The organism is Pseudoalteromonas mucoides, from assembly GCF_049257175.1.
Lineage (GTDB): Bacteria > Pseudomonadota > Gammaproteobacteria > Enterobacterales > Alteromonadaceae > Pseudoalteromonas.
In genome coordinates this window covers 259,279-274,961 of sequence record NZ_JBMMUC010000004.1, presented here as the reverse complement: position 1 = coordinate 274,961, position 15,683 = coordinate 259,279, and the positions used below count along the sequence as shown (strand labels likewise).

The 15,683-nt window shown below is 40.7% G+C and carries 14 protein-coding genes and 1 tRNA gene; 2 read left to right on the top strand and 13 right to left on the bottom strand.

Going from position 1 to position 15,683, the window contains the following annotated elements; translation table 11 throughout:
- Window positions 1-139: 139 nt before the first annotated feature.
- From AAEU30_RS06455 to AAEU30_RS06405, 11 genes are all read right to left on the bottom strand, one after another.
- The gene (locus AAEU30_RS06455; RefSeq protein ID WP_421959807.1) at window positions 140-1,282 is read right to left on the bottom strand and encodes a tetratricopeptide repeat protein; all 1,143 of its coding nucleotides are present in this window, start codon (window positions 1,280-1,282) and stop codon (window positions 140-142) included.
- Between the two features lie 52 nt (window positions 1,283-1,334).
- On the bottom strand, window positions 1,335-2,213 hold the full coding sequence (gene nlpI / locus AAEU30_RS06450; RefSeq protein ID WP_421959806.1) for a lipoprotein NlpI: 879 nt from the start codon (window positions 2,211-2,213) through the stop codon (window positions 1,335-1,337).
- A 134-nt stretch (window positions 2,214-2,347) separates the two neighbouring features.
- Window positions 2,348-4,474 carry a polyribonucleotide nucleotidyltransferase gene (gene pnp, locus AAEU30_RS06445; RefSeq protein WP_421959805.1) on the bottom strand — a complete coding sequence of 709 codons (2,127 nt, stop codon included), beginning with the start codon at window positions 4,472-4,474 and terminating at the stop codon, window positions 2,348-2,350.
- Window positions 4,475-4,815: 341 nt separating this feature from the next.
- Window positions 4,816-5,085 (bottom strand): 30S ribosomal protein S15, encoded by a 270-nt coding sequence (gene rpsO, locus AAEU30_RS06440; protein WP_421959804.1) that lies wholly within the window; start codon window positions 5,083-5,085, stop codon window positions 4,816-4,818.
- Window positions 5,086-5,193: 108 nt separating this feature from the next.
- On the bottom strand, window positions 5,194-6,144 hold the full coding sequence (truB, locus tag AAEU30_RS06435) for a tRNA pseudouridine(55) synthase TruB (protein WP_421959803.1): 951 nt from the start codon (window positions 6,142-6,144) through the stop codon (window positions 5,194-5,196).
- Entirely contained in the window at window positions 6,144-6,551 is a 408-nt protein-coding gene (gene rbfA, locus AAEU30_RS06430; protein WP_087530718.1) for a 30S ribosome-binding factor RbfA, read from the bottom strand. The genes truB and rbfA overlap by 1 nt, the downstream gene beginning before the upstream one ends.
- 110 nt (window positions 6,552-6,661) lie before the next feature.
- Window positions 6,662-9,319, bottom strand: coding sequence for a translation initiation factor IF-2 (gene infB, locus AAEU30_RS06425; protein ID WP_421959802.1), 2,658 nt, complete (start codon window positions 9,317-9,319; stop codon window positions 6,662-6,664).
- A 25-nt stretch (window positions 9,320-9,344) separates the two neighbouring features.
- On the bottom strand, window positions 9,345-10,844 hold the full coding sequence (gene nusA, locus AAEU30_RS06420) for a transcription termination factor NusA (RefSeq protein WP_087530720.1): 1,500 nt from the start codon (window positions 10,842-10,844) through the stop codon (window positions 9,345-9,347).
- Window positions 10,845-10,882: 38 nt separating this feature from the next.
- A complete protein-coding gene (gene rimP / locus AAEU30_RS06415; RefSeq protein WP_058561276.1) occupies window positions 10,883-11,338 on the bottom strand; it encodes a ribosome maturation factor RimP in 456 nt (151 codons plus the stop codon).
- A 30-nt stretch (window positions 11,339-11,368) separates the two neighbouring features.
- Entirely contained in the window at window positions 11,369-11,515 is a 147-nt protein-coding gene (locus tag AAEU30_RS06410; RefSeq protein WP_176372475.1) for a hypothetical protein, read from the bottom strand.
- Between the two features lie 167 nt (window positions 11,516-11,682).
- A tRNA-Met gene (locus tag AAEU30_RS06405) sits at window positions 11,683-11,759 on the bottom strand.
- A 400-nt stretch (window positions 11,760-12,159) separates the two neighbouring features.
- Here AAEU30_RS06405 and AAEU30_RS06400 point away from each other — a divergent pair.
- Window positions 12,160-12,624 (top strand): globin family protein, encoded by a 465-nt coding sequence (locus tag AAEU30_RS06400; RefSeq protein WP_421959801.1) that lies wholly within the window; start codon window positions 12,160-12,162, stop codon window positions 12,622-12,624.
- A 3-nt stretch (window positions 12,625-12,627) separates the two neighbouring features.
- Here AAEU30_RS06400 and AAEU30_RS06395 read toward each other — a convergent pair whose 3' ends face one another.
- Window positions 12,628-13,443: a hypothetical protein gene (locus AAEU30_RS06395; protein WP_421959800.1), complete on the bottom strand. Its 816-nt coding sequence runs from the start codon at window positions 13,441-13,443 to the stop codon at window positions 12,628-12,630.
- 112 nt (window positions 13,444-13,555) lie between these two features.
- Between AAEU30_RS06395 and AAEU30_RS06390 the strand changes: the two genes are divergently transcribed.
- Window positions 13,556-15,109 carry a cryptochrome/photolyase family protein gene (locus tag AAEU30_RS06390; RefSeq protein ID WP_421959799.1) on the top strand — a complete coding sequence of 518 codons (1,554 nt, stop codon included), beginning with the start codon at window positions 13,556-13,558 and terminating at the stop codon, window positions 15,107-15,109.
- Between the two features lie 99 nt (window positions 15,110-15,208).
- Here the strand turns inward: AAEU30_RS06390 and AAEU30_RS06385 are convergent, their stop codons facing one another.
- Entirely contained in the window at window positions 15,209-15,655 is a 447-nt protein-coding gene (locus AAEU30_RS06385; RefSeq protein WP_087530724.1) for an Hsp20 family protein, read from the bottom strand.
- Window positions 15,656-15,683: the final 28 nt, after the last annotated feature.

Below are 15,683 nucleotides of genomic sequence, written 5' to 3'. Positions count from 1 at the left end.
AATGGTTTTTAATTCAGCTTAAATGAATATTATATATAGGTATAGTTATACTGACTGAGGGACATTTTGTCTATAGCAAGCCTCCCTACCTGCTCATATTTTAGACTAATTTAACGTCAATTTATTAATATAAACAACTTTACTCAGAGATATTATTATTCGTCATTTTGTCAATAAAATTCACTGTTTCCGACAGTTTGCTAAAATAATCGACAAAACGTAATGTCTCAGTGTCGTTACTCGCTATTTGTTGTAACCATAGCGCTTTATATTTTGTGGATAAAGCAACCTGTTGATACTGCATGATTGACCAATTTTTACTGGGTTTATAGGCTTTTATTTTTCCTTGGCAACTTTGACTCAAATGCCACCCTTGAGGTGGTGAGACGCCATTCGCTATAAACAGATTTGGCGCCACATAACCCGTTTGCTTGCATAGCCATGCTTGCTTCGCTATTGGTAAAGCATACTCATCTTCGAAGCCATTAAAATGCATTAATTCATGCAAAAAAACGCCATAATTACTTTTCGACCCCAATTGCATAATGCCTGAGCGAACATTACCTTTACCATTTCGCGGCATCATTACAATAAAATCAAAATCACGGGGCCACTCTACCTTGTTTATAAACTGTTCCCAATTACAAGCGGCTGCTTTTATAGGATTGGTTTGGCACTCTATTGAATCACCTAAGTACACAGGCGTAGAAAAACAAAAACTATTGGCATTAGGTTGGGGTGAATGGGCATATTTATCTTTAAAAGCATTTAACTTGATCAAGCCAGCAAGATGATTGCTCAACATAAGTACATTGTAGCTACACCGCTGTTCTGCAACTTGGCTGTGTGTAAATAAAGCAATCCCTGTGCGTTTTGCAAACTCGCTAGAAATAGACTCTTTAGGGTAGCTTAGCTGTAACTTTAAGGTCTCAAGTGCATCAGAGTTAGGTACTAAACCTTGCTTTGCAAGCAGCTCTAGCTCCGCCCAGCGCTTTTGTTTTACAAGTAATTGAGCTAGTTGTTCACGTTTATTAGCTGGTTGCTGAGTAACACTTAACTGCCAAAATACCTTGGCTTTATCCGCGTGCGATTGCCTTAACAATGCAAGCGCCCAGTTAAATTGCGCATTAGCAAAACCATTCAGTGCAAGCGCCTTGAGAATTGGCTGTGAAAAATTTAAAAGAGAGTTATTAAAAACACGAGGGAATTGATTATAGCCCGCCGTAGCGGCTTTGGCATCACTTTGGCCAAGCCATAGTGCTAATTTAGCGTTGTGGTTCACTGAGCCTGTCAGTATACATAGACTCAGTAATAAACCACAAAAGAGTCCAATGTTAACTCTGGTTATCACCAGCCATTAACTCAAGCTCAAGGCGAGCATATTTATACTCTACAAATTCATGAACATTCGTAGCTAAAGCGAGGCGAAAAAAATCTGCTGCTTCATAATCCAAGCCACGCGCTTGATACATCTTTGCCAAATAGAAATAGGCTTCACAGAGTCGTTGAGCATACTCTTCGTTTGAGCTAACCCCTTCACCGATACTTGCCAAGAAACTTTGTTCGCTCATATCACCTAGATATAAAGATATAAGGCCGTACGCCCATTGTGTTTCATCCAGCCCTTGGGCTTTCGCTTTTAAATCAATCAGTGCCTGCTCTGAATTATCGTGAGATTGCGCTAAATAAAGCCATAATACGCGATATGGATCGCTTGGGGCACGCTGTAAAAACTCAGCTAAATCAGCCGTGGCTAAAGTAGGTCTATCGCCGTAGTACAAAGCAATGCCACGGTTTAAATACGCATATTCATGCTGTTCATTAAGCTCAAGCGCTGAGTCAAAAAACTCATAGGCTTTTTCATATTGCTGCATCAAGGTGTGGTGAATACCTAAAAAGTTGTAAACCTCAGCTAAATCAGGCTTCATTTGCACGGCGCGGTTAAAATCAATACGTGCTAAGGTAGCCATACCTAAGCTATCAAATAATACACCCCGGTCATAATACAGCTTCGCTTGTTGCTCTGTAGATAAATCTGTGCGGTTTAATAATTCAGAATAACGCGCAATGGCAATTTCACTTCTAAAATCAGAAGCTAAAGGCGCTGTGAAAGGCACATTGATAATAGGAGTCGGCTTCGATTGCGTGGTCGATTGACACGCACTTAAAGACAATAAAGCCACTGTTGCAAACGCTACATGTTTAAAAATCATTAAAATCCTTAATACCTCAAAAGTAAGCAATATAGACAAGCTGTAAATAAAGAGGTTTCATTAAAGCATAAAAAAAGGGGCTAAACAGCCCCTTTTTATGCAATCCAGTAATTAACTGGACTAAATATCAACAATTAAGCGTCAGATGGCGCATCAGCTGCAGGTGCTGCTGATTCCATAGCTTCTTTAATGCTTAAACGTACGCGACCTTGACGGTCTACTTCTAGTACTTTTACTTTCACTTCTTGGCCTTCGCTAAGGTGATCAGATACATTGTTAACGCGCTCAGTGCTGATTTGAGAAATATGCACTAGGCCATCTTTACCAGGTAAAATGTTAACGAACGCACCAAAATCAACGATACGTACAACTTTACCTTGGTAGATAGTACCCACTTCTAGTTCAGCTGTTAATTGCTCAATACGCGTGATTGCATCTTGTGCGCTCATGCCGTCTGTTGCAGCAATTTTAATTGTACCGTCATCTTCGATTTCAATCGTTGTACCAGTTTCTTCAGTAAGTTGACGAATTGTAGCGCCACCTTTACCAATAACTTCAGCGATTTTTTTCGCAGGGATCTTCATCGTGTAAATACGCGGAGCAAACTGAGAAAGCTCTTCAGAAGGTGCAGCAATTGCTTCGTCCATCACACCTAGGATGTGTAAACGTGCAGCTTTAGCCTGCTTAAGCGCAATTTGCATGATTTCTTGCGTGATACCTTCAATCTTGATATCCATTTGCAGTGCAGTGATACCGTTTGAAGTACCCGCTACTTTAAAGTCCATGTCACCTAAGTGATCTTCATCACCTAAGATGTCAGAAAGAACAACAAATTTCTCGTCTTCTTTAACTAGACCCATCGCGATACCCGCAACAGATGCTTTAATTGGTACACCTGCATTCATAAGTGCTAGTGAAGTACCACATACAGATGCCATTGAAGATGAACCATTTGATTCAGTGATTTCAGATACTACACGGATTGAGTAAGGGAACTCAGTAAGTGTTGGCATTACAGCTGAAATACCACGCTTAGCAAGGTTACCATGGCCGATTTCACGACGCTTAGGAGAACCTACAAAACCAGTTTCACCTACGCAGAACGGAGGGAAGTTGTAGTTAAGCATAAAGTGGTTTTTATGTGTGCCAGTTAAATCGTCGATTAACTGTGAATCACGTTCTGTACCAAGTGTAGCAGTAACAAGTGCTTGAGTTTCACCACGAGTAAAGATTGCAGAACCGTGAGTACGCGGTAATACGCCAGTCATTACGTCAAGAGCACGGATCATATCTGGTTCACGACCATCGATACGTTTTTCACCTGCAGTGATACGGCCACGTACGATTTTCTTCTCTAGTGAACCGAATACTTTACCTACTTCTTGCTTATCAAGTGTTTCGTCTTCAGCAAGCTCGCTAGTAAGTGCTTCAACAACAGCGTCTTTTGCTGCAGTTAATGCTTCTTTGCGCGCTACTTTATCAGTGATGCGGTAAGCTTCGCCTACTTTATCAGCCGCTAAAGAAGCTACTTTCTCTTCAAGAGATACGTTTTTCTCAGGTGCAGTCCAATCCCATGTAGGCTTGCCTGCTTCTGCTTTGAATTCGTTGATAGCGTTGATGATAGCTTGAGATTGCTCATGACCATAAACAACCGCACCAAGCATTACGTCTTCAGCAAGAACGTCTGCTTCTGATTCAACCATAAGAACTGCGTTATCAGTACCCGCAACAACTAAATCTAGTTGGCTTTCTTCAAGCTCTTTTAGTGTCGGGTTAAGTACGTACTCGTTGTTGATATAACCAACACGCGCTGCACCAATTGGGCCGCTAAATGGAATACCAGAGATAGCAAGTGCTGCTGAGGTACCAATCATCGCAACCATGTCTGGTTGGATTTCAGGGTTAACAGAAACAACAGTAGCAATAACTTGTACTTCGTTTACGAAACCATTTGGGAAAAGTGGACGAATTGGACGGTCAATAAGACGTGCGATAAGTGTTTCGCCATCGTTAGGACGACCTTCACGCTTTAAGAAACCACCAGGGATACGACCCGCAGCGTACATACGCTCTTGGTAGTTAACTGTTAGTGGGAAGAAATCTTGACCTGGTTGTGCTTCACGCTTACCAACAACAGTCACTAATACTGACGTGTCGCCGATGCTTGCTAATACTGCGCCGTCTGCTTGACGTGCGATTGCACCTGTTTCTAGGGTAACTGTGTGTTGACCTAGTTGAAATTCTTTAATAATTGCTTGCACTTAAAATATCCTTCAAATCTAAATAAGTGTTCCATCAAAGTACCAATTACAGTACATAATTGTATTCAGTTGGAAATCAATTAAGTACTACAATTGGCAATGATGTAAATAACCGTAGATAAACCTTTTTATCTACGCGCATAGTATATACCAAAGCCACGTAAAAATGCGAGTCTAGCAACCAGATTATAGTACGCACTTTAGGTGAGTATATAGATGTAACTATTGATGGAGGTTTTTATTGATTTTTCAAGCTGTATAGAATGGAAGCTGTAGAGTATGAGACAATTTTCAGACACAAAAAAAGGAGCTGTAAAGCTCCTTCTTAGGTAATCTAGTTCTTAGCGACGTAAGCCAAGCTCTTTGATTAACGCAGTATAACGTGCAATGTCTTTACCTTTAAGGTAATCAAGCAGTTTACGACGAGTGCTTACTTTGCGAAGCAGACCACGACGTGAGTGGAAGTCATGCTTGTGATCAGCGAAGTGACCTTGAAGCTTGTTGATATCAAAAGTTAAAAGTGCAACTTGTACTTCAGGTGAACCAGTGTCGCCTTCTGCACGTGCGAATTTTGCGATGATATCGATTTTTTCTTGATTGCTTAGTGACATAGTAACTCCAAAAAATAAATGTAAAAGGTGTCTTAGCCGATCACTAATTCAGCCAAAACGATTAAGCGGGCGTATTTTACCAGCTTTAGTAATAACTACAAGATAAACTTAGTCTGTGTTCTGTTGCTGATTCGATAAACCGCGTTTAGACTTTAAGTGCCCGTCAGGGTTGCGCTCACCCGTGCCGATAAACACGCCATCAGCCAGCACTTTTATAGGTCCTTCAGGTAACACTTTGCCCAGTACAACAGCTTGGCCATGACTAAACGACATGCCCTGCTCTTGAGTTATCTCAACAACCGGTAAATCAACCAGTGCTGTATCCATAGGCAATAGCAGCTCATCAAGATAACTAGAAGGCGCAAGCTCTTCAGCCTTAGCTTTTGCCAATAACGCTTCAAGCTGCTCAAGCGAAACCATCTTATCAGCAGGGTAATGACCAACAGCCGAGCGATGCAACATAATGACATGTGCACCGCAGCCTAGGTTTTCACCTAAATCATCCACAATAGTACGTATATAAGTACCCTTAGATACATGAGCAGTCATTTGTACTTCGTTGTTCGCTTCATCAAACTCATCAAGCGTTAAACTAAATACATTGATTTTTCGACACTTACGCGGGACTTCAATACCTTCACGCGCATATTTATAAAAAGGTTTACCTTCATATTTAAGTGCTGAATACATTGACGGATATTGATCTGACTCACCTAAGAATTTGGCAATTTCTTGCTCTAGCAATTCTTTTGTCACGTTTACATCACGTGTTTCTACCACTTCACCATCAGAATCTGACGTAGTCGTGCGCTCACCTAGTTTTGCTCGTACCACATAGGTTTTATCTGTATCGAGTAAAAACTGGGTAAACTTAGTTGCTTCACCAAAGCAAATCGGCAGCATACCTGTGGCTAAAGGGTCAAGTGCCCCGGTATGCCCAGCTTTTTGTGCAAAATAAATACCTTTTGCCTGCTGTAAGGCTCTGTTCGATGAAATACCTTGTGGTTTGTTTAACAACAAAATGCCATCAATCGGACGGCCCTTACTGCGTCTTGCCATTAGTCTTTAGTGCCTTCTTCGCTGTCGTTTTCGTCATCTACGTGTTTAGCATTATCTTCACGAATAACTGAATCTACTAAGTTAGAGATACGCATCCCTTCCATTAGTGAGTTATCAACCACGAATTTAAGCTCAGGCATAATACGCGCACGAATACGCTTGCCCAATAACGAGCGAATATACCCTGTTGCTTCGTTTAGTACTTTTGCACTTTGCTTAGCGGCGTTTTCATCTTCAGTATTAAATACCGTGATAAATACTTTAGCGTAAGACAAGTCACGTGATACTTCAACGGCTGATACAGTCACCATGCCTAAACGTGGATCTTTAATTTCGCGTTGTAATATAACAGCAATTTCTTTTTGAATTTGCTGAGCAACACGATCTGTGCGAGAAAATTCTCTCATTGTTCTTTACTCTAATTTTATAACTTATTGAGAAATATAAATAAGTTAATTTAATAATGGATACACAAATGGGGGCTGAGCCCCCATTTATCATCTTAATATGCTAACAATTAAAGTGAACGTTGTACTTCAACTGTTTCGAATACTTCGATTTGGTCACCAACGCGAACGTCATTGTAGTTCTTAACGCCGATACCACATTCCATGCCATTACGAACATCTTGAACGTCGTCTTTAAAGCGACGAAGTGACTCAAGTTCACCTTCGTAAATAACCACGTTTTCACGTAATACACGAATTGGTGCGCTACGCTTAATAGTACCTTCAGTAACCATACAACCAGCAATTGCGCCAATTTTTGGAGACTTAAATACGTCACGTACTTCAGCAAGACCAATGATCTCTTGCTTAAACTCAGGAGCAAGCATACCAGACATGGCTTGCTTAACTTCTTCGATTAAGGCATAGATTACGCTGTAATAACGAAGGTCTAAGTTTTCAGTATCAATTACTTTACGCGCTGATGCATCAGCACGAACGTTGAAACCAACTACGATTGCGTTTGAAGCCGCAGCAAGTGTCGCATCAGTTTCTGTGATACCACCTACGCCAGAACCTACAATCTTCACTTTTACTTCATCAGTAGAAAGCTTAGTTAGTGAATCTGAAATTGCTTCAATTGAACCTTGAACGTCAGCTTTAAGTACCACGTTAACTTCTGATACATCGCCTTCAGCCATGTTAGTAAACATGTTTTCAAGCTTCGCTTTTTGCTGACGAGCCAATTTAACATCACGGAATTTACCTTGACGATAAAGAGCAACTTCACGCGCTTTACGCTCATCTTTAACAACAGTCGCTTCATCACCTGCAGCTGGGATACCAGAAAGACCTAAAATCTCTACTGGGATAGACGGGCCAGCAGACTTAATGTCTTTACCGTTCTCATCTTTCATCGCACGTACACGGCCGTATTCTAGACCACATAGTACGATATCACCTTGGTTAAGCGTACCTGACTGAACAAGAATAGATGCAACTGGACCACGGCCTTTATCAAGACGTGATTCGATTACAACACCAGCTGCCATACCTTCGCTTGGTGCTGATAGCTCTAGCAGCTCTGATTGCATAAGAACAGCTTCTAACAGGTCATCGATACCTAAGCCAGTTTTAGCTGAGATATGAACGTACTGTGTATCGCCGCCCCAGTCTTCTGGGATAACATCTAGCTGCGCTAGCTCGTTCTTAACGCGATCTGGATCCGCGCCTTCTTTATCCATTTTGTTTACAGCGATAATTAAAGGAACGCCAGCTGCACGAGCATGCTGTACCGCTTCTTTAGTTTGTGGCATTACACCATCATCTGCTGCAACCACTAGGATTACGATATCAGTCGCTTTAGCACCACGTGCACGCATTGATGTAAACGCGGCGTGTCCTGGTGTATCTAAGAACGTGATCATATTGCCGTTAGTTTCAACGTGGTAAGCACCAATGTGCTGCGTGATACCACCGGCTTCGCCTGATGCAACTTTCGCTGAACGAATGTAATCAAGCGTTGATGTTTTACCATGGTCAACGTGACCCATTACAGTAACAACTGGTGCACGTGGCTCTGACTTACCATCTTCATGGCGGTCATTTAGCACGGTTTGCTCTAATTCGTTCTCTTTAACGATGATAACTTTGTGACCCATTTCTTCAGCAACAAGCTGTGCTGTTTCTTGGTCAATCACTTGGTTAATGGTAACCATGTCACCCATTTTCATCATTGTTTTAACAACTTCAGCGCCTTTAACAGCCATGCGTGATGCAAGCTCAGCAACTGTGATTGTTTCGCTAATACGCACTTCATTTTTAACGTCAGCTGTTGGTTTTTGGAAACCATGCTGTAGCGACGTTGGTGCTTTTAGCTTGCCTTTACGGCCTTTAGCTGCAGCAAATTTATCTTTTGCTGGCGCTTTTTTCTTTTTCTTCGCACGGCGTGAACCTTGCTCATCACGCGCATCAGCAACATCTTCTGCTTCACGTGCGTAGGTAGAAGTCGTAAGGTGGTGATCCGCGGTTTCTTCGCGTTTCTTACGTTCTTCTTCTTCTTTCTTCCAGCGTGCTGAATTCTCTTCAGCTAGCTTTCTTGCCTCTTCTGCTTGACGTTTCGCTTCTTCTTCAGCTTTCTTCAATGCGGCCTCTTCTGCTTCTTTTTGCAGACGCTCAGCTTCGATGCGATCTTTCTCAGACTTAGCACTTTGCTCAGGGGTCATCTGCTTCTGTTTTGCTACACGTTCAGCATCTGCTTTACGTTTAGCTTCCTCTTTTGCTTTACGATCAGCTTCTTCTTTAGCTTTACGTTCTGCATCTTGTTTCGCTTTAAGTTCAGCGGCTTCTTGAGCAGCTTTTTGCTCAGCTTCACGACGTGCTGCTTCTTCAGCGGCGATACGTGCTTGCTCTTGCTCCTGCTCAATTGCGCTCTTCTTAACATAAGTACGTGTTTTACGTACTTCTACTTGCACTGACTTTGCTTGACCTGTAGAGCCGGTCACACTTAATGTGCTTTTGCTCTTGCGTTGCAACGTCATGCGAGCTGGACCTTCAGAGCCCGTGCCACCATGTGACTTGCTTAAATGATCAAGTAACGTTGCTTTTTCTGCTTCAGTTACATTATCACCTGCTTTTTTGGTAATACCGGCTTGCGATAATTGTTGAAGTAATTTATCAACAGTTGTACCAATATCCCCGGCTAGTTTTTCAACATTTACTTCTGCCATAGTTTCTAATACCTCCGTTAATAAATTACTCGTCTGCGAACCAACAAATGTTACGCGCAGCCATAATCAGTTCACCTGCTTGTTCAGGTGACAGCTCAGTGATATCAACTAATTCGTCAATTCCCTGCTCTGCTAAATCTTCAAGCGTTACTACACCTTTACTTGCCATTACAAATGCAAGGTGACGCTCTAATCCTTCAAGTGCTAATAAGTCTTCAGCAGGCTCAGCACCTTCTAGGCTTTCTTCAGTTTTCAATGCTTTAGTTGTTAACGCATCTTTTGCACGAGAGCGTAACACATCAACTGTTTCTTCATCTAGGCCGTCTATTTCTAAAAACTCTGACGCTGGTACGTAGGCTACTTCTTCAAGAGTTGAGAAGCCTTCGTTAATCAGTAGCGTTGCAAAATCGTCATCGATATCTAAGTTTTCAGTGAATAAGTTAATTAACTTATCAGATTCAGCCTCATTCTTCTGACGCATGTCTTCCACAGTCATTACGTTTAATTCCCAGCCAGTTAACTGGCTAGCAAGACGTACGTTTTGACCATTACGACCGATTGCTTGCGCTAGGTTATCTGCTTCAACAGCGATATCCATTGAATGCGTGTCTTCGTCCATGACGATAGACGCCACTTCTGCAGGTGACATTGCATTAATAACAAACTGTGCTGGGTTGTCATCGTAAAGTACGATATCAACACGCTCACCGCCCAACTCTGTTGAAACAGCTTGCACACGTGCGCCACGCATACCAACACACGCACCAACAGGGTCAATACGTTTGTCGTTAGATTTAACAGCGATTTTAGCACGAGAACCTGGATCACGCGCTGCTGCACGTAATTCAATCATCTCTTCGCCAATTTCTGGCACCTCAATGCGGAACAATTCCATTAGCATTTCTGGCTTAGAGCGCGTTACAAATAACTGCGCACCACGTGCTTCTGGTTTTACTTCGTAAAGTAGACCACGGATACGGTCGCCTGGGCGGAAGTTTTCGCGTGGTAACATGTCGTCACGATAAATAACCGCTTCTGCGTTGTTACCTAAATCAAGCACGATTGCATCACGTGTTGCTTTTTTAACAACACCTGTTACTAACTCACCTTGCTGATCTTTGTATGCATCAACAACTAAAGCACGTTCAGCTTCACGTACTTTTTGTACGATTACTTGCTTAGCCATTTGTGTTGTAATACGGTCAAACTTGATTGACTCGATTTGCTCTTCAACAAAGTCACCAAGCTGCAAGCTTTCATCTTCAACTTGCGCAGCTTCTAATGTAATTTCACTGTATGGATTTTCTAGTGAACCATCTTCAAGTACTTCTGCAATTTGCCAACGACGGAATGTGTCGTAGTCACCGGTTTTACGGTCAATTGCTACACGTACTTCGATTTCACCTGTGTGTTTTTTCTTGGTCGCAGTCGCTAATGCGAACTCTAACGCTTCGAAAATCTTTTCTTTTGGAACCGCTTTCTCATTGGAAACGGCTTCAGCAACCAATAATATCTCTTTTGCCATGGGTAATGCCTCGCTTGCCCTATTCCTTCGCACTCGAACTAAAACTTTGCGATGATGTTCGCACGTTCGATGTTACTAAGCATGATCATATGCTCAGCACCATCACTTGATAGTGTGATCATATCACTGCTAACTGATACTAAGTCGCCTTTAAAGTTACGACGACCATCTTGTGGAAGCTTAGTACGTACACGTACTTCCTCTCCTTGCGCCTTCTCGTAGTGATCTTGTTTGAATAATGGACGATCAACACCAGGAGACGATACTTCCAAATCATATTCATTTGTAATCGGGTCTTCGACATCTAAGATTGCGCTTATTTGACGACTTGCGTCAGCACAGTTATCAACCGAAATCCCCGCTTCATGGTCAATATAAACCCTAAGCGTAGAATGGCGACCAGCTTGTACAAACTCAAGACCATGTAGTTCAAAGCCTAACATTTCAACAGACGGTGAAAGCATGGTTAGTAAATCTTGCTCAAGTTTTGTCACGAAAATCCTCCATACAAACAAAAAAAGGGCTTATAGCCCTAAAATACTTAGCTTATTTCTTGGTAAAAAACCAAGTGGTGCAGATACAACAACGCCCCGAACCAAGCGGGGCGTCACACCTAAAGCATAAAACTGTGTGGCCATGGGCCAAGCTTGGCTGCGGGTAGCTAACGCCACCTAAATAAACCTAATAGCTTAAACGCAAAACGCGCATTACTTAGAATGCGCGACTTCAATTCAGTAACAATAAAATCGCTACTCAAAAGTTTGGTTTTAGAATATGACCTTATGTAGTAAAACAACATAACAATCTTAAAACATTCTAATGCTAACCAAATAAAGATTGGTTGCGGGAGCCGGATTTGAACCGACGACCTTCGGGTTATGAGCCCGACGAGCTACCAGGCTGCTCCATCCCGCGCCAACTGATATCAACATTGCTTTAAAAAGCTGTTTGATATCTGTTTAGCAATTACAAAGTAAGCTAAACAATGGCGGCTATTATAAAGACTATTGACATAATTAGCAACCAAAAAGCTGGAAAGAATTAGTCACCTCTAACGACATTTAAATAGTACAAAATAGCACCAAGAATAAAGTTAAAAAGCTCTATGCGGTATTCTAATTACAATAAATAAAGGCCAAATAACTGAACTATTATTTTAAATGTAAAGAATTGTGAATATAAAATTTGTCATTTAAACAAGGTGATAATCCTCCAATACTGACTCTGCGATGCGTTATAACTACAAAACACGCCAACATGTTGGTACTAACGGGCTATAATTACTGAGTTGAAATAACTTTAGTTGGGGGGGATTATGAAATCTAATACAGAGAATAAAAAACAACTATTGAAAAGTATTAATATAATCAAACCAAATTTTCATTGTTTTGCTTTTACTTTTCAAATGCAACTTCAGCGGCTACCGTTAGCCATGCCATGCCCTTCAAGTGAGGCATTGAATAAAAATAGTTATTTACTGTACTGTGCATTAGAGCGAACAATTATGCATATAGATAATTTACGTTCAGTGACACCGTTTATTCATCATCATGCAAATAATTTAAGTAAATTAGGAATAAGCCACCAAGACGTTACTTTATTGTGTAATGCATTTTTAGCAAGTTTAAAAATTCACTTAAAAGATTACATGACATCAACACTTGAACAAAATTGGCGCCAAGCAATACGCATTTTTACTAATATAGTAACAAGCTATTTGTTTAAAACCAGTAACGTGGTGTCACTAACTGACTACTCGCAAAAACAGCTTAGCTCCTAATTGCTATTGTAGCTGCGCCATTTCATCATGAAGCCTGTCGATTTGGCGCTGCTCAATTTCAATTAAAGTATTATATTTAGAGGTCAACGCCGTCATTTTCCTGGATAATGAATTATCATAAGTAGCATCAGCTAAATTACTCGGTTGATTTTTAGCCTCTGAATCTAGAGCATTTATTTGCTGATTCATGTGTGCTTGATAGGTATCAATTTTAGACTCTCTTTCTTCAATTTCACGCTTGATAGCTTGTCTACGAATGAATGAATCTATTTCTTTACTCTCTTCGCTTTGTTCAATAGTTGAATCAACCTGAACTTGACCTTGCTGTAATCGTAACTTTTCTTTTTGCAGCCTATCAATATTCCGTTGCTCCCGCTCAATCTGTAAATCGTACCTTTGTGTCACATTCACCATCTGGTTGGCAATAGCCGTTTCTTTTTGCGCGCCTGTTAGGTTATTCAACTGAGCATCTGATTGATTTTTTAACCCACCTATCTCTTTATTCATTTTAGCCGTTAAAGTATCTATCTTGTCTTGATGTTGGTTAATATCTACATCAATCTGCTTAATACGAATATAACTATCAATCTGCGTGGTATCCATTTTTCCTTTGGTCACAATTTCACTTGGCACGCCTGGATTTTGTTCTTCCACAGTAATTTTTTTAGCGTCTTTACCGCACGGAAACTGACTGAACTCAACCACCCCTTCTTTCTCGCATTTGTACACATTGGCATTGGTATTAGTAGCGCCAAAAAGTGTAAAAGCAATGAGTGAGTAAATAGTTAAATGGCGGTTAAAACGTAATATATTTTTCACTAAAGCGCAGTCCTTTGTTTGAAACTGATCTAGATATAGCACGGTTAAAAATAATAATAAATCAGATCTAATCAACTAAGTATGGCGTATAACTTAAATTTGGTCAGATTATATGGCATACAAAACCTTACGATTTATTTTTGGTGATCAGCTAAACCCCAGCCATAGTTGGTACAAAGAGCCGAATCAAGAACACGTTTTATACGTCATTGCTGAGCTAAAACAAGAAACAGACTATGTAAAACATCATATCCAAAAAATTACAGCGTTTTTTTGCGCCATGAAAAACTTTGCCTCGGCGTTACAGCAAGCTAATTTGAATGTTCTGCATTTGACCTTAGATGACACTCACAGATATACATCTTTGAGTGATTTACTTAAACGCCTAGCAGTTCAATATCAATGCACACAAATTCACTACCAATATCCTGACGAATACCGCTTAAAACAGCAAATGAATCAACTTCACTCCACCAGCAACATAAAAATCATAGGGTTCGACAGTGAACATTTTTTACTGCCCTTTGATGAAATTAAAACGTACTTTAAAAAAGATAAACATGTAAAGATGGAGTTTTTTTACCGCATGATGCGCAAGCGCTTTGATATATTAATGAACGGCGACTCCCCGCTCGGTGAACAGTGGAATTTTGATCAAGCTAACCGTAACAAACTCAAAAAAGCTGATTTAGCTCAAATACCAAAAGCAAAAACGTTCCGCAATCCAGTTGGTAAAACTATCAAACGAATTAAAGCCCATAATATAAATACCTTCGGCAATTGCCCTGAAAACCTGCTTTGGCCGACAAGCCGTAGTCAGGCCAAGCAATTATTGGCATATTTTTGCGAACATTTATTGCCATCTTTTGGTCAGTTCCAAGACTCCATGACTTGTCACAGTACAGAACAATGGAGCTTGTATCATAGCCGAATATCATTTGCGCTTAACACAAAAATGCTCCACCCGATGCAAGTCATACACCTAGTTCTTAAAGAATTTGAATCGCGTCCTGATGATATCAACCTTGCACAAGTTGAAGGATTCATTCGGCAAATCCTAGGGTGGCGTGAGTATGTACGTGGTATTTACTGGCAAAACATGCCCGACTATGCATCTAAAAACGAATTAAACGCTAGCCGTTCTTTACCTGATTATTTCTGGCATGGGAAAACCAATATGAATTGTATGAAACATGCTATTAACCAAAGTTTAGATACCGCATACGCCCATCATATTCAACGTTTGATGATAACCGGTAATTTTTGTTTGTTAACTGAGATGAACCCAGCCCAAGTAGATAGTTGGTATTTGGGCATTTATATAGATGCTATTGAATGGGTGGAAATGCCTAATACCCGAGGTATGAGTCAGTTTGCCGATGGTGGCCTTATTGCAACTAAACCGTATGCGGCCAGTGGTAATTACATAAATAAAATGAGCGATTACTGCAAGGGTTGTCATTATAACGTAAAAGAAAAAACTGAAGATTCTGCATGTCCATTCAACAGCTTGTATTGGCACTTTATGAATAAGCATGAAGAGCGATTATCTCGAAACCCTCGTATTGGTATGGTATACAAAAACTGGCAAAAGCAAGACGAACAACAACGTCAAGCAATTTTAGATAGAGCACGCTGGTGTTTAGATAATATTGAAAGCTTATAGCCAATTTTTATTACTGAGTCTGCAATAAAAAAGCCGCCTCAAATGAGGCGGCTACTAAAAATAACAAGTCAATTAGGGGAAATAATGTTTAAGGGTTGGTTATTTCCCTTCTAGCAAGTTACCACTGCCAATTTCAATTTTGCGTGGCTTTAATGCTTCTGGTATTTCACGTTCAAGGTCGATACTCAGTAAGCCGTTAGCTAAATCTGCGCCAAGTACTTTAACATGGTCGCCTAGCTGAAATTTCCGCTCAAAGTTGCGTTCGGCAATACCTTGATGAATAAATTTACGCTCATCAGATTCACCTTTATCAGCTTTTATACCAGCAACTTTTAAGGTGTTATTTTCTGACTCGATGGTCAGCTCATTGTCACTAAAACCGGCTACAGCCATAGTGATACGGTATTTGTCTTTATCGAGCGCTTCGATATTGTATGGAGGAAAACTTGGCTGCTTGTCTGTGCGAGCCGCAGCATCCATTAAAGATGCTAAATGATCGAAACCAATGAATGAACGATAAAGTGGTGATAAGTCTACTGTACGCATAATAATATCCTCATATTTAAGCGATATT